The sequence below is a fragment of the Leptolyngbya sp. AS-A5 genome (assembly GCF_039962495.1).
GTDB lineage: Bacteria > Cyanobacteriota > Cyanobacteriia > Leptolyngbyales > Leptolyngbyaceae > Leptolyngbya.
Window position 1 is genome coordinate 25,176 of sequence record NZ_JAMPLL010000019.1, and the last position, 16,640, is coordinate 41,815.

A 16,640-nucleotide genomic window follows, 5' to 3' on the forward strand; every position below is an offset into this window, starting at 1 on the left:
GATTTGACGATGAATTCTCCAGAGCGTGGCGCGAGTGCGACTTGCAGACTTCCGCTTCTGGCGACAATAATAGTTGCTAACGCTTAGCGAAAGGGTAAGCCAGTGGCACAGGAGAAAACAGTTTCAAGCGGTAAAGCATCGATCGAGTCAACTTACTACGGCTTGTTAGGGTTGCATCCTTCGACTTCGGTGCGAGAGATTCGGCAGGCATATCGAGAATTGAGCAAGCTCTATCATCCTGATACCACTGAGCTACCGCAAGCGATTGCACTCAGAAAATTTCAGTACCTAAATGAAGCATACGCGACCCTCAGCAATCCTGAACGTCGCGCAGCTTACGATCTGTCGATTGGGTACTCTCGCCTAGTCGTGGTGCGCCCGTCACCCAGCCTGCACAAAACTGACAAGCCAGAACCGAACTCTTCTGCTTATTTAGATGCCACCGATCGCCCGCTTTCGCCCGGAGAAGTGTTTGCGCTGTTTATTCTTGGAATCACATTTGTCGGCTGTTTGATTTTGGCGATCACGATCGGCATTACTCGCGGCGATCAAGCTTTTCAGCCGCTTACCGTCCAACGTCCACAGGTTCAGCCGGTAGAATTCATCCAGAACGCTCCCACGCTTTCTCCAGATCGAGCGACAATAGAATCTGCTGAAATGAATCCCTCTTATGACTCTACCTCCCGGTGATACTCCGCTTTACAACCATCCTTTGCCTGCGATCGAAGCTTGGCTAACCGAGCAAGGCTGTGAGCAAGACCCACAAGACTTGCACTGCTGGACGATCGAGCGCCCTAGATGGCAAGCCGAACTAATGCTTGATGTCGATCAACTGAGTGTGCGTTATCTCAATGTGAACGGGCGCGATGTTCAGCGATCGTTCAAATATTCGCTCAGCCGCCAAGATATCGAGGATGCTGTCTTTGCAGGACCTTAACCCCAATGACGCAAGCCAAACCGAGATTCAGCACGTTTGAAGAGTACCTCAATTATGACGATGGCAGCGATCGGGTATACGAATGGATAGACGGAGAGCTAGTTGAATTGCCGCCAGAATCAGAACCGAATACCGCGATCGCGCAAGAACTCTTTTGGCTGTTTGCAACCGCGCAAATCGTCTCACGCCGACTCATCAAGCTTTATGCGTGTCAACTTCAAGTTCCTGTAATCGAATCTGGAGATGCGGCAAATCGGTTTCCTGATTTTGTCGTTTTGCGAGAAGAGCATCTTGCGCTAACCCAATCGCAACTCACCATTACCTCAGAGATGCCGCCGCCCATTCTGGTGGCTGAAATCGTTTCTCCCGGTGATACAAATAGTGAAAACTACCTTCGCGATTATGTAAGAAAACGCGCTCAATATGCAGCCCGTGGCATTCCTGAATATTGGTTGATCGATCCGACTCGCAAAGTCGTGATTGTGCTGTACTTGGAAAGAGAGCAGTACCGCGAAGTGGGACAGTTCAGGGAGAAAGACCGTATTTCTTCCCCGACTTTCCCGGACTTAACGCTAATGGCTGCACAGATTTTGGCCGCAGGACGATAGCCTAGATTTTATTCCCAACCTTTCCAAATCGGCGCTCTCGTTGTTGATAGGAAAGCAAGGCGCGGTGAAACTCAGTGCGATCGAAATCGGGCCAAAGTGTATCGGTGACATACAACTCCGAATAAGCCGCTTGCCACAGCAGAAAATTGCTCAATCGCATTTCACCGCTCGTCCGAATTAGTAAATCTGGGTCACAAACTCCCGCTGTGTACAAATGCCGCTCGAATAAGCTTTCGTCAATATCTTCGGGTTGAATGATCCCTTGCTGAATTTGAGCGGCGATCGACCGACACGCTTTAATAATTTCTTGCCGTCCACCGTAGTTCGTTGCAATGGTGAAGCGAATGCCTTGATTGTCCTTAGTTTCTAACATCGATCTCTCAATTTCTGCTTGTAAGCTCGTCGGCAGCGCATCTAAATTACCGACGAACTTAATCCGCACATTTTCTTTCATCATCTCGCGCAATTCTTGACGTAGCACCCGTTCAAACAGTGTCATCAAAAATTCCACCTCTTCAAGCGGTCGTCCCCAATTTTCAGTTGAGAACGCGTATGCCGTTAGCGCTTCAACTCCCCAATCGCGGCAGCAGCGCAATAAATCTTTCAACACATCCACACCGCGACGATGCCCCATAATTCGGGGCTTGCCTTGGCGTTTTGCCCAGCGCCCGTTCCCATCCATAATCACTGCAACGTGGCGGGGTAAGCGATCGTGGTCTAAATCAGCAGGCAGGTCTCGTAAAATCGTGTGCTTGGCAGTAGTCATTGTGGTTTCGGGGGAACGCCGATGAAAGGGATGAGAAATCAATCTGGTTTTAGCAGAATTAAGAGTCGCCACGCTTGCGTTCGTTTGGAATCCGGCGATCTTTTACACGACCTTCATTCAGTAAACGCGAGAATAAGGATACTGCCTTTATCCGGAGTTGACGACCGAGACTTTTCAGATCGCGTGAGACGGGTTCGCGATCGCCCGATTGTGAAAACCGTTCTTCCAAAAGTTCCTTTAGTTTACTGCTCGTTAAGGGACGATTTAAAGTTCCCCGCTCAGCGAGTGAGATTGATCCCGTTTCTTCAGATACAACGACGCAAATACAGTTTTCCAGTTTTTCCGTAATTCCCATTGCGGCACGGTGGCGAGTTCCGAGTTGTCTTGAGGCAGTTTTTTCTGACAGCGGCAGAATTACTCCGGCGGCAATGATGCGTGACCCCCGAATTAGAACTGCGCCATCATGTAAGAGCGTCGTGGTCTGAAAAATTGTTTGTAGAAGTTCTTTAGAAAGTTCCGCGTTCAGTTTAACACCTGGAACTGAGAAATCTCGATCGTCGATCGCAATTCCTGTTTCAATAATCATCAATGCCCCAGTTCGATTTTGGGACAGCCCTTTCACCGCCTCTACAATCTCATCGCTCACGCTGTCGGAGCCTGGCAGACTCCGGCTCGAAGGCTGAAACAGTTGTGCAATTTCCCCGCGTCCAAGCTGCTCTAAAAATCGACGAAATTCTGACTGTAGAATGAACGCCATTGCCACTGCTGCCCCAACGACAAGATTATTCAGCACGAAGCTCAGCAGCGCCAGATCCATTCGGCGACTAATTGCTGCTGCCAGCATCAGCACAATAAAACCGCGCACCATCCACAGCGTTCGCCGTTCTCGCCCAATGATCACCAACATGACGTAAGTGAGCGCTAGCACCAGTCCTACGTCAAGCAGAAATCGCAGATTTTGAACAACAAAGGTCAGCACAGATTGCAAAGCGGTTGTCAGGAGAAGCAAGGATGAGGATTGAGCAATCGTCTTTGATGGAGCAACGTCAATCAAGGCTTTCTCTAAGCTTAGAGCGGAGAATTGCCACTGAATTACCATCTTTGCCAATCCTCACCCTTTATGGTTCCATGCTTCGTCCTTATTTCAGTCTGTCCGGGACGCGATCGTGTCGAATCAGATCTTCGTATGTTTCTCGCTCTAGGATAATATTTGCTTCTCCTTCGTGAACGAGTACCGCCGCAGGTTTGGTGAGACGGTTGTAGTTCGATGACATACTGTAATTGTAGGCTCCGGTTGCCATGACAACGAGAATATCACCCGGTTGAGTCTCTGGCAGCGCGATGTCTTTGATCAGAACATCTCCAGATTCGCAGTGCTTTCCGGCGATCGTCACCGTTTCTTTTGCTTCATCTGACATCCGATTCGCAATCACTGCCCGACAAATTGCCTGATACGTAATTGGTCGCGGATTATCCGACATTCCACCATCGACACTAATATAAGTGCGAATTCCCGGAACGGTTTTACGTCCGCCAACGGTGTAAGCAGTGATGCAAGAAGAACCGATCAGCGATCGACCCGGTTCACTAAGCAATTTCGGCAGGGGTAAATTTTCCGCTTCACACGCTTTAATCATCGATTCACAAACGATTCTCACCCATTCATCAATGCTTGGCGGATCGTCGTTCTCGTTGTAGCAAATTCCCAAACCGCCACCAACGTTAATCTCTGAGATCGTCAAACCATACTGCGCGGCTTTTTTCACCCATTGCAGCATCACGCCGCCTAAATCCCGGTGTGCTTGCAGTTCAAAAATCTGCGATCCGATGTGAGCATGAAGTCCAATCAGCGAAATGCTCGGATTTTGACTGACGAATTGGAAAACTTCTTCGACGTGGTTTGGATCAAATCCAAATTTGCTGTCTAAGTGTCCGGTGCGAATGTACTCGTGCGTGTGACAATCCAAGCCGGGTGTGATTCTCAGCATGATTCGGATTGGACGATCGCTCTCAATCTGCGTTAATCGCTGCAATTCCAAACGATTATCAACGACGATCGTACAGCCCGATTTCGCCGCTAATTCCAATTCAGCGATCGATTTGTTATTTCCATGCAGATAAATCTTGGCGGGATCAGCCCCTACCTGAAGCGCCGTATAGAGTTCGCCTCCGGTTGCCACATCGATTCCTAAGCCTTCATTGGACACGATCGAGCAAACTGCGAGACAATTCCAAGCTTTCGAGGCGTATAGCACTTGAGCCTCTGCCGGATAGTAGCGTTGAAACGCATTGCGATACTGTTGGCAAGCCGTTCTCAGGCCTGCTTCATCCAAAATATAAAGCGGCGATCCAAAATGTTTCACTAACTCGGTGACATCACAGCCGCCGATTTCGAGATGCTCTCGATCGTTCACCTTGGCGGTCAGCGGCATTAAGAATTGATTGGGAGAGCGATCGGAACCGGATTCCGGTAAATACTGGCGACCCGAATTGTGCGCGACTTGCGCTTGCGTCACTACCATTGCTTGCTTTGTGTCCTCAATGATTCTGGGGAGTTTGGCAATCTTGCCACATTGTTCTAGTGTACAAGCGCAAGGGTATTCAGGTGGACACCAGAGGATTAAGGAAAGCTGTTAAAGCGCGATCGAATGCGGCAAAGTAAGAATGTCTTTGAAGCGATCGGGTCTGGAAGGTTTTAAGAACCGAACCTTCTGCTAACAGCGTCAAACTGGGATGAAGTTGCCCAAATGCAAAGATGACTTGATCTTGATAACCTTGAGCATTTTCGCAAGTTCATGCAGTCTGTAGCTTTTTGCCGAGTAGTGATCGTGCCCATTCAGGTGCAAGTGTATCGCAAGCGTGAACTGTCGGAGTTTGAATGAGTTCGATTTCATCGATCTCTACGATCGCTCTCACAGTCAAAGTTTGGCTTTCAAAAATGAATTGCACCTGATCGAAACAGGGTTCTTCTTGAGTGAAGAGCCTGTCTTCGAGTGCCAGAACATTGACCAACAGTGAACCGATACGGGAAACCTAGCCTGTCTAGTAAATCAGCAAAGTTGCTGTCTTTGGTCATCAGAACAACGGATTGCGCTGTTGCTACCTCGAAAATCTCAGGATCTTCAGCATCTCTCAAACCAACATCTCTTAAGGCGAATGCTGTAATGCCAAACGTATTCGTGATCCAAAGCGCGATCGCAGGCGATAAATGTGCATCGAGCCAGATCGTCATGCAACCAATACTGAATGATTGAGCTTACGTGAAGCATATATAAAGAGATGCTTTCAAATCATCTGCTTCCAAATCGGGCATCTCTTCCAAAATTTGCTCAGCACTCAATCCAGCAGCAAATAAATCCAAAACATCTGATACTCGAATTCTCATCCCGCGAATGCAAGGGCGACCTCCACACTGTCTGGGATTAATCGTGATCCTTCAGAGTAGTTCTGACATCGTGCTGCGCTCCGCAACAAAACCATGTTTCAGTCCAACAAGATCAAGCTTCGATACAATCAGAACCGTTCTGTTACTTGTAACATTGTGAATCGCATCACGCTCCAAACGATCGCTCCCTCCCTCCTCCCCCAAGTCCTCGAACTTGATCGCATTTGTTTCGGGGGTTTATGGACGCTCGAAGGCTATCAGCGCGAAATCGATAGCCCGAACAGCGAACTCATCGCCATCACCTCTGGCGATCGTCTGATTGGATATGGATGCTTTTGGGCGATCGTAGACGAAGCGCACATTACGATTATTGCCGTTCATCCTGATCATCAGCAACAAGGATTGGGAAAACTGCTTTTGTTTGCGTTACTTGATCGTGCTCGTCAGCGTCAGATGAAACACGCTACATTAGAAGTCAGAATTTCTAATCAATCCGCAATTTCCCTATACGAGAAATTTCAGTTTAAGGTTGCGGGACAGCGTAAAGACTACTACACTGACACAGGCGAAAATGCGCTGATTCTTTGGCGCGGCGGACTCCAAGCAGCAGAATTTCAGAGCCTTTTGAAAGAAAAGTGGCTGAAGATACGCGATCGTCTTACGCAGTGCGATCACATACTGATCGATCCCGAATCTCTATTAAGTCTCGAAAAAACTAGCTTGACTAAACCATAAGAGATCGATAAGAATCTCTCTTTGGTCGTAAATCTAACCATTTCTAATCGAGAACTGATCGCACACGTTCGGTAATCTCCCCATTTCCCTGTTGTGAAGCGTCATAACCGGAAAGATCCACTATGCTAGAATCAGACCTACGCAGCAGGTGATGGAAATACGCCATGTTTGAACGCTTCACAGAAAAAGCCATTAAGGTGATTATGTTAGCCCAAGAGGAAGCACGCCGCTTGGGTCATAACTTTGTGGGTACAGAACAGATCCTCCTGGGTCTGATCGGAGAAGGAACGGGTGTCGCTGCCAAAGTCCTCAAGTCGATGGGAGTGAACCTCAAGGACGCTCGCATCGAAGTTGAGAAAATTATCGGTCGCGGATCGGGCTTTGTCGCAGTGGAAATTCCGTTTACCCCACGTGCAAAGCGCGTCTTGGAACTATCACTTGAAGAAGCTCGCCAACTCGGTCACAACTATATTGGAACCGAACACCTGCTTTTAGGTCTCATCCGAGAAGGGGAAGGCGTTGCTGCAAGAGTCTTAGAAAACCTTGGCGTTGACCTCTCGAAAGTACGTACTCAAGTGATTCGGATGCTGGGTGAAACCGCCGAAGTCACTTCCGGCGGCAGCCAAGGTCGCACCAAAACCCCGACTTTGGACGAATTCGGCTCGAATCTCACCCAAATGGCAGCCGAAGGCAAACTTGACCCCGTGGTCGGTCGCCAAAAAGAAATCGAACGAGTGATCCAAATTCTCGGTCGCCGGACGAAAAACAACCCTGTTCTCATCGGCGAACCCGGTGTGGGTAAAACTGCGATCGCAGAGGGACTCGCTCAGCGCATCGCCAACGATGATGTTCCTGACATCCTGGAAGATAAGCGCGTTGTGACCCTCGATATCGGTCTGCTGGTCGCAGGGACGAAGTATCGAGGTGAATTCGAGGAACGCTTAAAGAAAATCATGGATGAAATCCGCTCCGCCGGAAATGTCATTCTGGTGATCGACGAAGTTCACACCCTGATTGGTGCGGGTGCAGCAGAAGGCGCGATCGATGCCGCCAATATTCTCAAGCCTGCCCTTGCCCGTGGTGAACTGCAATGTATCGGTGCAACGACGCTCGACGAGTATCGCAAGCACATCGAACGAGATGCCGCCCTGGAACGTCGCTTCCAGCCCGTCATGGTCGGTGAACCCTCGGTTGATGAAACAATCGAAATTCTCCGTGGCTTGCGTGAACGCTATGAGCAGCACCACAAGCTGAAGATCGCAGACGAAGCGCTTGAAGCTGCGGCAAAACTCTCAGATCGTTACATCTCAGATCGATTCTTGCCGGATAAGGCGATCGACTTGGTCGACGAAGCCGGATCGCGGGTGCGGTTGATTAACTCGCAATTGCCGCCTGCCGCGAAAGAACTCGATCGCGAACTGCGTCAAGTTCTCAAGGATAAAGATGATGCGGTGAGATCCCAGAACTTTGATCGGGCGGGTGAACTGCGCGATCGCGAAATGGAGATCAAAGCAGAGATTCGAGCGATTGCACAAACTCGCAAGACAGAATCCACTGATGAAAATGCTTCCCCGGTTGTGGGTGAAGATGACATCGCGCAAATTGTGGCATCTTGGACAGGTGTTCCGGTGAACAAGCTCACCGAATCCGAATCCGAGAAGCTGCTGCACATGGAAGACACGCTGCATACTCGCTTGATCGGTCAAGACGAAGCAGTGAAAGCCGTGTCAAGAGCCATTCGTCGGGCGCGGGTTGGATTGAAGAATCCGAACCGACCGATCGCATCGTTTATCTTCTCTGGTCCGACTGGAGTTGGTAAGACCGAATTAACGAAAGCGCTTGCCGCTTACTTCTTCGGTTCAGAAGAAGCGATGATTCGGTTAGATATGTCGGAATTCATGGAGCGTCACACCGTTTCTAAGCTAATCGGTTCGCCTCCTGGATATGTCGGTTACAACGAAGGTGGTCAATTAACCGAAGCCGTTCGCCGCAGACCTTACACTGTTGTGCTATTCGACGAAATCGAAAAAGCACACCCCGATGTCTTCAACATGCTGCTGCAAATCTTGGAAGATGGTCGCTTGACCGATGCCAAAGGACGCACCGTAGATTTCAAGAACACGCTGCTGATCATGACCTCGAACATTGGTTCTAAAGTAATCGAGAAAGGTGGCGGCGGACTTGGATTCGAGTTCTCCACAGAGAACGAATCGGAATCGCAGTACAACCGCATCCGCTCCTTGGTGAATGAAGAACTGAAGCAATACTTCCGTCCTGAGTTCCTGAACCGACTCGACGAAATTATCGTATTCCGTCAGTTGAACAAGGCGGAGGTCAAGGAAATTGCCGACATCATGCTCAACGATGTGTTCAAGCGTCTGAAAGAGCAAGGAATTACGCTGCAAGTCACCGAGCGATTCAAGGATCGTTTGGTGGATGAAGGCTACAACCCAAGCTACGGCGCACGCCCATTACGTCGGGCGATCATGCGATTGCTGGAGGACTCGTTAGCTGAAGAGATTCTGTCAGCACGGGTGAAAGATGGCGATACCGCAACCGTTGACGTAGATGAAAATGGACAAGTGACGGTTCTACATGGTCAAGAACGCGAATTGTTGCCGCAAGCAGCAGAATAGGTTCTGACGATCGCATAACTCAAAGCGGCGGAGAGGTTTTAGAACTTCCCGCCGTTTTGCTTTGCAATTTTGGTGAAAATGGGCGAGCTATTCAAATTAATACCTTATTTTTTTAGAAATTGGGCTAGAGGAAGCGGAAGAACTGCGCTCTGCTCTTCGACAAGCGCTTGCAACTCAAGATGCCATTCCCGTCAGCCATAATTCTTATGGACAGAAATACCGAATCGATATTGAGATGACACGATCCGACAAACAAGCGATCATCAGAAATATCTGGATTGTTCGAGACAACGAAAACTTTCCTCGCCTAGTCCCTTGCTACGTTCTCTGAACTATGGAAATGGAAATATGAAACTCTTAGACGTTGTTGCACTCACTAAAGATTTACCAGACCAAAACCTTTACAAAAGGCAAGTCGGTACGATCGTTGAGGTTTACGATCTCACTACCTTTGAGGTCGAATTCGTTGATCCTTAAGGAAAGACGTATGCAGTACAGACCCTGAATGCAAACCAATTAATTCAGCTTCACTAAAAAGTCTTCTAAACGTTAGACTTATACAGTTCAAATATCTCATTCAGGACAATTACAGAAGAAATGGGCGGTCGTATTTATACAGCAAAAGATTTCTCAATGGTCGCGAGTTCAATAGCAGGTGCTTCAAGTACTTTTCGAGCTATGGAACCTGAGCACCGAGCAAGAGTTGCCTTGTATCTCCATGAAATAGGTTCAACACTTAAGCAAGTTTCTAATGCTCTACGTAAAGGTGAATCTCTTGATGAATTGCAGGGTGCAATGCAAATACACGTTTTGATGTTTGCGGAAACTGTTGCTGGCGTTGTCGATCCAGGGTTAATCGATTACCTTCAAGCGATACTCGGCGAACATTGGGTATACGAAAGTTTAGAGTCTCAGATTTACGACAAGGACTATCCATATCTTCAAGGTAGTGAGCAAGATGATTTTCCAGAACATGATCATCTTACGCCCAAGCTTGGACTTACTGAGTATCGCTTAGGAAAACTGGATGAAGCTGCTGGAATGTTTAAAGCTCTTGCAACAGCACTTCAAGCACAAGGTTAAACTCAGGTCGCTGGACATAGAGAGTGTATGAATTTGAATCTTGTGCTTAAAGACTATATCCCACTCTTTCAAACAGTTACTGGTGGGCTACTAACATTTATTGGAGGATTACTAGGTAATATTCTTATTCAACAAAGACAGAGACGTGCTGAGATAAACAGCTTAGCTTCGGCTTTCTATGGAGAGATACAGGCGTTAATGGGAATAGTTGAGAAGCGACAATATATTCAGGGAATTAAAGATGCAATTAATGATCTGCGAGCAGGTAGAAAGATTTTTTATCAGATGCGCGTGACACGAAAATATTTCAACGTATATGAAAAGAACTTAGACAAGATAGGAATCTTACCTAATCCACTACCTGAGAAGATTGTTGAACTTTACACAGTTATGACAGCAATTTTGGAGGATCTAGATATACTTAACGAGCCAAATTTTTATGAGGAAGATCCTGAGATAGTCGCCTCACATTTAGCAGAGTTGCTATCTCTATTTGTGTATGCAACCGAATCAGGTCAAGAAGTTTGCCGACAGATAAAGAGTATGAAACTGCTGAGGTGAAGTAGAGAGAATTTTATCAGTTCACGAAAATTCCTGAAGAATACAGTTATTGATAATTGGAACAATTTTTCATGTTGTCGTAGTAATAAAAGATTTTCCAAAGCAGAACCCACACAAAGGACTGATTGGAGCAATTGTTGAAGCTATGATACTGACACCTTTGAAGTCGAATACGTTACTCTTGGGAAAAACTTATAGGCTTTAGACATTAGATTTAGATCAGTTGCTGCAACTTCACTATCAGCCATTTCTTCAATTGACTCAATAAAAAAAATGCTTCCCCGAAACCAGAGAAGCATTTTTCAATTTAGTAAGCGTCTTGCAGTTCGTAGAAGTCGTGGGAGATGTAGTCCTTGCGGAGTGGATAGCCTACCCAGTCTTCCGGCATCAGCAAGCGTTTCAAGTTCGGGTGTCCTTCAAAGACAATCCCGTACATATCAAACGTTTCTCGCTCCTGCCAGTCTGCGCCTTTCCAAATCCAGAACACAGACGGCACTCTCGGATCTTCACGTGGTAAGAACACTTTCAACCGAACTTCATCCGGTCGATCGGCGTTGTCTGTTAATTTAATCAGGTGATAAAAGCTCACTAACTGATCGCCAGGACCCAAATCGTATCCACCCTGACACTGAAGGCAGTTAAAGCCACTCGCATACAGCGCGGTACAAAACGGAATCAGCAATTCCGGTTCAACTTTAATCATTTCAACGCCACTGGCATCTAGTCCCATGAACTCATGATCAAAGCCGTTCTGAGTCAGCCACTTTGAAGTTTTGCCAGCTTCAACGATCGTTGTTTCAGTCGCTTGTTTTTCTTCAGCCACGATCGCTCTTCTCCTTTTCCGCTTCTAATACCGCAGGCACTTCTAGACCCAGCGCTTCTGCCAACTCACGTGGCGGTGAAATACGCGTATCCGCTTGCAGGTATTTACCATCGTGAACGAGCGGTGCAGCATGCATGTTGTGAGTCGTGCTGTAGTAACGGTGCGTTTGCCGCAGTTCACCCCGTTCTTGAATCGACTCGTTTGAAATTTTCTTGCGGAGTTTAATGATCGCATCCACGATCGCTTCCGGTCGTGGAGGGCATCCCGGCAAATAGATATCTACTGGGATTAGCTTGTCCACGCCTCGAACCGCAGTCGTAGAGTCAGCGCTGAACATTCCGCCTGTGATCGTGCAAGCACCCATTGCGATCACGTATTTCGGTTCGGGCATTTGCTCATAGAGACGCACCAAAGCCGGAGCCATCTTCATCGTGATTGTGCCTGCGGTAATGATCAGATCCGCTTGGCGAGGGCTTGATCGGGGCACCAGACCAAAGCGATCGAAGTCGAATCGAGAACCAATCAATGCGGCAAACTCGATAAAGCAGCAAGCCGTTCCAAACAGAAGCGGCCACAAGCTCGATAATTTAGCCCAGTTGTACAAATCATCTACTGTCGTCAAAATGACGTTTTCGGATAATTCTTGCGTCACACCTGGACGCTCGATGGGATTGATAAGTGACCCACTGTTAACAGCAGGTGCTTCAGGATTCATGACCATTCCAATGCTCCTTTCCGCCAAGCGTAGACCAGACCGACAACTAGAATCGCAATAAAGATCAGGGCTTCAATAAACGCCAGCAATCCGAGGCGATTGAAAGCGACTGCCCAAGGGTACAGAAACACCGTTTCTACGTCGAAGATCACGAAGACCAAAGCGAACATATAGTAACGGATATTGAATTGAATCCATGCACCCCCGATCGGTTCCATCCCTGACTCGTAGGTGGTACGACGTTCAGGACCTCGACGGCTAGGGCGAACTAGCTTAGAAGCCAGAAGAGCCAGAACCGGAACTAAACTGCAAATCAGCAGGAAGCCTAATAGATATTCATAGCCGCTTAGGACATACACAGGTATTCGCCGCCTCTCGTTCTACAAAGTGGACTGGTTTACGTCGCTTTACACTTTAATTATAGTGTGCCGCAACATATCATCGTGCGCTGAAACCGCGCCCAAATCAAGGACTCTGATGCGATCGCTTCTGAATCGAAGTCATCAAGAGAAATCTATCGAAGCTGAGTCATTTCTAGAAAGAGTATATGACGATCGCCAAACATTTTCGCTTTAGACGATCGATGTTTGAGGAGATCGCAATAATGTCATAATAATTAACGAACACTTTAAGGTTTGGGTCACTCCCTGACGTTTTGCCATGAGTACCGAAGCTGCTGATCCGAAAGAAAACGCGCTAGAGCCTGAAGTTAAGCCTATCGATCCGAGAGATCTCGATCGACATGAGTGTGCAGCCTGTGGCTACACCTACGAGCCAACGAAGGGCGACGATCGCAACGATGTCCCCGCTGGCGTGGCGTTTGAGGATTTGCCGTTGACTTGGAAATGCCCAGTTTGCGGTGTGCCGAAAAAGCGCTTTCAGAATGTGGGGCCGCTGAATGCACCTTCTGGATTCAAGCAGAATCTAAGCTACGGGTTGGGGGTCAACACCTTAACGCCAGGGCAAAAGAACCTCCTCATCTTTGGCGGACTGATTCTGGCATTTATTTTCTTTCTAAGTCTTTACGGGTTGCAGTAGTGCAACGGATTGAACCCTTTATTCACTGAGATCAAGTGCGATGTATCGGATTTTGAGAGCCTGGAAACAGTTTGTAATTTTGTTAGCGGTTGTCTTCCTGGCGACTGGCTGTAAAGGGTTTTTACCCGCGGTTGTAAATAATCCATGGCAAGTGGTGCCGCTGCCGATCGAGGAAAATATGCTCGATATTGGGTTCACGGGTGACAAGCAGCACGGCTGGATGGTGGGTACGAATTCAGCGCTGCTTGAAACGACAAACGGCGGTAAAACCTGGAAGCAGAAGGTTTTAGAACTGGGTGAACAAAAATATCGCCTCACTTCAGTTCATTTCTTAGGAAACGATGGTTGGATTGCCGGTCAGCCTTCGATTTTGCTGCATACTAGCGATGCCGGTAAATCGTGGTCACGTCTGCCACTGAGTAGTAAGCTTCCCGGATCTCCGGAGAAGATAGTTGCACTGGGTAAGGACAGTGCTGAGATGACTACCGATGTGGGTGCAATTTATCGCACCACCGATGGGGGGAAGAACTGGAAAGCCCTTGTTTCCGAGGCGTTTGGGGTGATGCGGAGTATTGATCGCACTCCCGATGGCAAGTACCTCGCTGTTTCTTCAACAGGTAACTTCTTTTCGACCTGGAAGCCCGGTCAAGATATTTGGCAACCTTACAACCGTAACAGTTCACGCAAGCTACAGAACATGGGCTTTGCTCCTGACGGCCATTTGTGGATGTTAGCTAGAGGTGGACAAATTCAATTCACTGCTTCAGACAATCCAGAAGATTGGCTAGAAGCTCAAAATCCTGAATTCTCGACCAGTTGGGGGCTGTTAGATTTGGGATATCGCACTCCCAAAGAACTCTGGGTTGTCGGCGGAAGTGGCAATCTCTTAGCAAGCTTTGATGGCGGTAAAACTTGGCAAAAGGATCGCGATGTTGAAAACATTCCCGCCAACCTTTACAGAGTTATTTTCTTCGACTCAAACACAGGATTCATCATGGGTCAGCGAGGGACTTTATTAAAGTATGAATCCACTCCGCAAACTGCATAACTGAGGATCAGGGGATCAATTTCACAGATTCCCTTGTGAGGGTATCTCCCGTCCCGTATGATACAGATAAGGCTTTTGTTCGTTGACTTCTGGAGAGAGCTAATACATGGCAGGTACTACTGGTGAGCGTCCGTTTGGGGACATTATTACAAGCATTCGCTATTGGGTGATTCACAGCATCACGATTCCTGCATTGTTTATTGCAGGTTGGTTGTTCGTCAGCACAGGTTTGGCATACGACGTTTTTGGTACGCCTCGCCCGAATGAATACTATCCCACTGCCCGTCAAGAGCAGTTGCCGATCGTCAGCAACCGCTCCGAAGCAAAGCAGCAGGTTGATAAGTTTGCCTCGCAAGTTGGCAAGTAGTTTTTAGTTCTACGAGGTTATAAAACAATGACAAGCAACACTCCGAACGAACCGATTTCATATCCGATTTTTACCGTTCGCTGGTTAGCAGTGCATACTTTGGCAGTTCCAGCGATCTTCTTTATTGGCGCGATCGCTTCAATGCAATTTATTCAACGATAGGAGCTTGAACTGTGGCAGGAATTAAAGGTTCTCCAAACCCGAACAAGCAGCCCGTTGAGCTGAATCGGACTTCGCTGTATTTGGGTCTTTTGCTAATTTTTACGCTGGGGATTTTGTTCTCTAGCTATTTCTTCAACTAGATACTCGTTTCATTTGTGTTAGGAGGATAAGACTGTGCAAACTGGTGGAAGAATTCCCTTGTGGCTTGTGGCAACGGTTGCAGGCTTGGGTGCAATCGGTGTTTTGGGACTGTTCTTTTATGGTTCCTACACCAGCATTGGTTCGTCGCTGTAAGCCGATCGAACCGTTCAGATAAGAAAAGCCGTCCAATGGGTTATGTTGGACGGCTTTTGTATGCTAATGCGTTTGGAACTAGAGGCTAGATGCCGCTTGGATCTTCGCGCTCGATGTACAAGAACAACAAACCGAAGACGACCGTGGGAACTAACCAGGTCACGACGGGAATGAGAATCCAGGGCAGATATGAAGCTGCGTATGAACCTGTCATAAGAAAAGTTTCCTATTCGTTAGATGATTCCATTTGTGAATGTACCTGTGAAGGGTGACACGGATCTGAGGTTTCTCAAGATTCTTAACATTCGGATGAGCAGGTGTAGTGCTTAATTGATCGATTCCAATTCACTTAGAGACTGAATCTTAACGTCGCCCCCCTCGATCGTATCGAGTTGCACTAGCTATGGAGCAAACCCATTCCAGTCCCTAATTCGCAGGCTAACAGTAGAATTCAGGTGCTCATCGAGTTCAATCATCATGCCCGTATCCTCAAACATTCCCAAAATCATTCTCGATACCGATCCGGGTGGCGATGATATTTTTGCGCTGCTTTGGCTGCAAAGTTTCGCGAAACAAGGTTTAGCAGAATTGATTGCGGTCACGACCGCAGGCGGCAATGTCTCGACTGAAAAGACATTTTCTAGTGCAAGTCGAATTCTAAGCTTAGGGGGATTGGCAGAGGTGGAAGTGGGGCGGGGAGTTACGATCGCTCATTCCCCCAATGATGCTTCACACATTCACGGTAACGATGGCATGGGTAATTTATCCTCGCAGCTTCCCGATGCGATTCACAGCTATGAAATGGCTCGGCACTCTGATGATCTTCTAATTGATCGATTGAATGCGATGCCTGGGGAAATTACGATCGTCGCGATTGCCCCACTCACAAATCTCGCAGCCGCAGAGAAAAAAGCCCCCGGTGTTCTCAGAAACGCAAAGGAAATTATCATCATGGGCGGTGCATTCGGCTGTCCCGGCAACATTACTTCTCATGCAGAATTTAATGTCTGGTTTGATCCAGAAGCAGCAGAGATTGTGCTGAATAGTCGTTGTGATTTGGTGATCACTCCGCTCGATATTACGCGGCGGCTGATCTTCACGAGAGAAGTGGCACAGTCGATCGTTCAAAGCAATCCACACAGTGAATTAGCACAATTTTTGATCAGTCTTTGTGAGTTCATGATTGGTACTGCCTTAGAGTATCGAGAAACAAATGAAATCTTAGGGTTTCTTGTGCATGATGCGGCAACTTTAGGGTACTTGTTTTACCCAGAAACAATGATGTGGAAACGGGCAAGAGTGCAGATCGAAACGCGGGGAGAATGGACACGAGGACAAACATTGATCGACGATCGTAATCTTGCAAAGCAACCTGCAAATGCTTGGGTTGCCACCGAAGTCGATGCAGCAAGATTTTTCACCAGCCTGATTGAAGATTTGAAGACGCTGATTCGATGCAAACATAAAAGGGTCAGATAAAAG

At 47.7% G+C, this 16,640-nt stretch carries 22 protein-coding genes and 4 pseudogenes; 16 read left to right on the forward strand and 10 right to left on the reverse strand.

What is annotated here, in order from left to right:
- Window positions 1-102 precede the first annotated feature (102 nt).
- Genes NC980_RS18585 through NC980_RS18595 form a run of 3 tightly spaced genes read left to right on the forward strand, consistent with a single transcriptional unit; the run spans window position 103 to window position 1,545 of the window.
- A complete protein-coding gene (locus NC980_RS18585; protein WP_190375777.1) occupies window positions 103-690 on the forward strand; it encodes a DnaJ domain-containing protein in 588 nt (195 codons plus the stop codon).
- Window positions 671-937: a DUF3143 domain-containing protein gene (locus tag NC980_RS18590; RefSeq protein WP_190375778.1), complete on the forward strand. Its 267-nt coding sequence runs from the start codon at window positions 671-673 to the stop codon at window positions 935-937. The genes NC980_RS18585 and NC980_RS18590 overlap by 20 nt, the downstream gene beginning before the upstream one ends.
- Window positions 938-942: 5 nt before the next feature.
- Window positions 943-1,545 carry a Uma2 family endonuclease gene (locus NC980_RS18595; RefSeq protein ID WP_190375779.1) on the forward strand — a complete coding sequence of 201 codons (603 nt, stop codon included), beginning with the start codon at window positions 943-945 and terminating at the stop codon, window positions 1,543-1,545.
- Between the two features lies 1 nt (window position 1,546).
- Here the strand turns inward: NC980_RS18595 and NC980_RS18600 are convergent, their stop codons facing one another.
- From NC980_RS18600 to NC980_RS18625, 6 genes and pseudogenes are all read right to left on the reverse strand, one after another.
- Window positions 1,547-2,311: an isoprenyl transferase gene (locus NC980_RS18600; RefSeq protein WP_190375780.1), complete on the reverse strand. Its 765-nt coding sequence runs from the start codon at window positions 2,309-2,311 to the stop codon at window positions 1,547-1,549.
- 58 nt (window positions 2,312-2,369) lie between these two features.
- Window positions 2,370-3,410, reverse strand: coding sequence for a diadenylate cyclase CdaA (gene cdaA / locus NC980_RS18605; RefSeq protein ID WP_190375781.1), 1,041 nt, complete (start codon window positions 3,408-3,410; stop codon window positions 2,370-2,372).
- 40 nt (window positions 3,411-3,450) lie between these two features.
- On the reverse strand, window positions 3,451-4,833 hold the full coding sequence (gene lysA, locus NC980_RS18610) for a diaminopimelate decarboxylase (RefSeq protein ID WP_190375782.1): 1,383 nt from the start codon (window positions 4,831-4,833) through the stop codon (window positions 3,451-3,453).
- 79 nt (window positions 4,834-4,912) lie between these two features.
- Window positions 4,913-5,323 (reverse strand): annotated as a pseudogene (locus NC980_RS18615) (DUF6334 family protein).
- A 13-nt stretch (window positions 5,324-5,336) separates the two neighbouring features.
- A pseudogene (locus NC980_RS18620) lies at window positions 5,337-5,507 on the reverse strand (DUF5615 family PIN-like protein); the annotation flags it as partial.
- A gap of 32 nt (window positions 5,508-5,539) precedes the next feature.
- Window positions 5,540-5,744: pseudogene (locus NC980_RS18625) on the reverse strand (DUF433 domain-containing protein).
- A 45-nt stretch (window positions 5,745-5,789) separates the two neighbouring features.
- Here NC980_RS18625 and rimI point away from each other — a divergent pair.
- The 6 genes and pseudogenes from rimI (at window position 5,790) to NC980_RS18655 (ending at window position 10,711) form a co-directional block, all read left to right on the forward strand.
- Window positions 5,790-6,431 carry a ribosomal protein S18-alanine N-acetyltransferase gene (gene rimI, locus NC980_RS18630; protein WP_190375784.1) on the forward strand — a complete coding sequence of 214 codons (642 nt, stop codon included), beginning with the start codon at window positions 5,790-5,792 and terminating at the stop codon, window positions 6,429-6,431.
- A gap of 164 nt (window positions 6,432-6,595) precedes the next feature.
- Window positions 6,596-9,067, forward strand: a complete 2,472-nt coding sequence (locus tag NC980_RS18635; RefSeq protein WP_190375785.1) for an ATP-dependent Clp protease ATP-binding subunit — start codon at window positions 6,596-6,598, stop codon at window positions 9,065-9,067.
- Between the two features lie 118 nt (window positions 9,068-9,185).
- The gene (locus tag NC980_RS18640) at window positions 9,186-9,398 is read left to right on the forward strand and encodes a DUF6883 domain-containing protein (RefSeq protein ID WP_347272574.1); all 213 of its coding nucleotides are present in this window, start codon (window positions 9,186-9,188) and stop codon (window positions 9,396-9,398) included.
- 17 nt (window positions 9,399-9,415) lie between these two features.
- A pseudogene (locus tag NC980_RS18645) lies at window positions 9,416-9,541 on the forward strand (DUF4926 domain-containing protein); the annotation flags it as partial.
- Window positions 9,542-9,664: 123 nt separating this feature from the next.
- Window positions 9,665-10,150 (forward strand): hypothetical protein, encoded by a 486-nt coding sequence (locus NC980_RS18650; RefSeq protein ID WP_190375787.1) that lies wholly within the window; start codon window positions 9,665-9,667, stop codon window positions 10,148-10,150.
- A gap of 27 nt (window positions 10,151-10,177) precedes the next feature.
- Window positions 10,178-10,711, forward strand: coding sequence for a hypothetical protein (locus NC980_RS18655; protein WP_190375788.1), 534 nt, complete (start codon window positions 10,178-10,180; stop codon window positions 10,709-10,711).
- 307 nt (window positions 10,712-11,018) lie between these two features.
- Here the strand turns inward: NC980_RS18655 and NC980_RS18660 are convergent, their stop codons facing one another.
- From NC980_RS18660 to ndhC, 3 genes are read right to left on the reverse strand one after another with little or no spacing between them, the layout of a single operon-like run.
- Window positions 11,019-11,534, reverse strand: a complete 516-nt coding sequence (locus tag NC980_RS18660) for an NAD(P)H-quinone oxidoreductase subunit J (protein ID WP_190375789.1) — start codon at window positions 11,532-11,534, stop codon at window positions 11,019-11,021.
- Window positions 11,527-12,249, reverse strand: coding sequence for an NADH dehydrogenase subunit K (locus NC980_RS18665; protein ID WP_190375827.1), 723 nt, complete (start codon window positions 12,247-12,249; stop codon window positions 11,527-11,529). The genes NC980_RS18660 and NC980_RS18665 overlap by 8 nt, the downstream gene beginning before the upstream one ends.
- A complete protein-coding gene (ndhC, locus tag NC980_RS18670) occupies window positions 12,246-12,608 on the reverse strand; it encodes a photosynthetic/respiratory NAD(P)H-quinone oxidoreductase subunit C (RefSeq protein ID WP_068387027.1) in 363 nt (120 codons plus the stop codon). The genes NC980_RS18665 and ndhC overlap by 4 nt, the downstream gene beginning before the upstream one ends.
- A 301-nt stretch (window positions 12,609-12,909) precedes the next feature.
- Here ndhC and NC980_RS18675 point away from each other — a divergent pair, with 301 nt between their 5' ends.
- The 6 genes from NC980_RS18675 (at window position 12,910) to NC980_RS18700 (ending at window position 15,158) form a co-directional block, all read left to right on the forward strand.
- Window positions 12,910-13,287, forward strand: coding sequence for a rubredoxin (locus tag NC980_RS18675; protein WP_190375790.1), 378 nt, complete (start codon window positions 12,910-12,912; stop codon window positions 13,285-13,287).
- Between the two features lie 40 nt (window positions 13,288-13,327).
- On the forward strand, window positions 13,328-14,335 hold the full coding sequence (locus tag NC980_RS18680; protein WP_190375791.1) for a photosynthesis system II assembly factor Ycf48: 1,008 nt from the start codon (window positions 13,328-13,330) through the stop codon (window positions 14,333-14,335).
- Between the two features lie 106 nt (window positions 14,336-14,441).
- Window positions 14,442-14,702: a cytochrome b559 subunit alpha gene (gene psbE / locus NC980_RS18685; RefSeq protein ID WP_190375792.1), complete on the forward strand. Its 261-nt coding sequence runs from the start codon at window positions 14,442-14,444 to the stop codon at window positions 14,700-14,702.
- A 27-nt stretch (window positions 14,703-14,729) separates the two neighbouring features.
- Entirely contained in the window at window positions 14,730-14,864 is a 135-nt protein-coding gene (gene psbF / locus NC980_RS18690; protein ID WP_058999377.1) for a cytochrome b559 subunit beta, read from the forward strand.
- Between the two features lie 20 nt (window positions 14,865-14,884).
- Entirely contained in the window at window positions 14,885-15,004 is a 120-nt protein-coding gene (locus tag NC980_RS18695) for a photosystem II reaction center protein L (RefSeq protein ID WP_190375828.1), read from the forward strand.
- A 34-nt stretch (window positions 15,005-15,038) separates the two neighbouring features.
- Window positions 15,039-15,158, forward strand: a complete 120-nt coding sequence (locus NC980_RS18700) for a photosystem II reaction center protein J (RefSeq protein WP_190375793.1) — start codon at window positions 15,039-15,041, stop codon at window positions 15,156-15,158.
- 85 nt (window positions 15,159-15,243) lie between these two features.
- Here the strand turns inward: NC980_RS18700 and NC980_RS18705 are convergent, their stop codons facing one another.
- Window positions 15,244-15,372, reverse strand: a complete 129-nt coding sequence (locus NC980_RS18705; RefSeq protein ID WP_190375794.1) for a photosystem I reaction center subunit VIII — start codon at window positions 15,370-15,372, stop codon at window positions 15,244-15,246.
- 263 nt (window positions 15,373-15,635) lie between these two features.
- Between NC980_RS18705 and NC980_RS18710 the strand changes: the two genes are divergently transcribed.
- The gene (locus NC980_RS18710) at window positions 15,636-16,637 is read left to right on the forward strand and encodes a nucleoside hydrolase (RefSeq protein ID WP_190375795.1); all 1,002 of its coding nucleotides are present in this window, start codon (window positions 15,636-15,638) and stop codon (window positions 16,635-16,637) included.
- The last annotated feature ends 3 nt before the right edge of the window (window positions 16,638-16,640 follow it).

Bases quoted from the DNA above. Each gene is read 5' to 3' on its own strand.
- NC980_RS18590 (WP_190375778.1), top strand. From the start codon at position 671: ATGACTCTACCTCCCGGTGATACTCCGCTTTACAACCATCCTTTGCCT.
- NC980_RS18595 (WP_190375779.1), top strand. From the start codon at position 943: ATGACGCAAGCCAAACCGAGATTCAGCACGTTTGAAGAGTACCTCAAT.
- NC980_RS18600 (WP_190375780.1), bottom strand. From the start codon at position 2,311: ATGACTACTGCCAAGCACACGATTTTACGAGACCTGCCTGCTGATTTA.
- cdaA (WP_190375781.1), bottom strand. From the start codon at position 3,410: ATGGTAATTCAGTGGCAATTCTCCGCTCTAAGCTTAGAGAAAGCCTTG.
- lysA (WP_190375782.1), bottom strand. From the start codon at position 4,833: ATGGTAGTGACGCAAGCGCAAGTCGCGCACAATTCGGGTCGCCAGTAT.
- rimI (WP_190375784.1), top strand. From the start codon at position 5,790: ATGTTTCAGTCCAACAAGATCAAGCTTCGATACAATCAGAACCGTTCT.
- NC980_RS18635 (WP_190375785.1), top strand. From the start codon at position 6,596: ATGTTTGAACGCTTCACAGAAAAAGCCATTAAGGTGATTATGTTAGCC.
- NC980_RS18650 (WP_190375787.1), top strand. From the start codon at position 9,665: ATGGGCGGTCGTATTTATACAGCAAAAGATTTCTCAATGGTCGCGAGT.
- NC980_RS18655 (WP_190375788.1), top strand. From the start codon at position 10,178: ATGAATTTGAATCTTGTGCTTAAAGACTATATCCCACTCTTTCAAACA.
- NC980_RS18665 (WP_190375827.1), bottom strand. From the start codon at position 12,249: ATGAATCCTGAAGCACCTGCTGTTAACAGTGGGTCACTTATCAATCCC.
- NC980_RS18675 (WP_190375790.1), top strand. From the start codon at position 12,910: ATGAGTACCGAAGCTGCTGATCCGAAAGAAAACGCGCTAGAGCCTGAA.
- NC980_RS18680 (WP_190375791.1), top strand. From the start codon at position 13,328: ATGTATCGGATTTTGAGAGCCTGGAAACAGTTTGTAATTTTGTTAGCG.
- psbE (WP_190375792.1), top strand. From the start codon at position 14,442: ATGGCAGGTACTACTGGTGAGCGTCCGTTTGGGGACATTATTACAAGC.
- psbF (WP_058999377.1), top strand. From the start codon at position 14,730: ATGACAAGCAACACTCCGAACGAACCGATTTCATATCCGATTTTTACC.
- NC980_RS18705 (WP_190375794.1), bottom strand. From the start codon at position 15,372: ATGACAGGTTCATACGCAGCTTCATATCTGCCCTGGATTCTCATTCCC.
- NC980_RS18710 (WP_190375795.1), top strand. From the start codon at position 15,636: ATGCCCGTATCCTCAAACATTCCCAAAATCATTCTCGATACCGATCCG.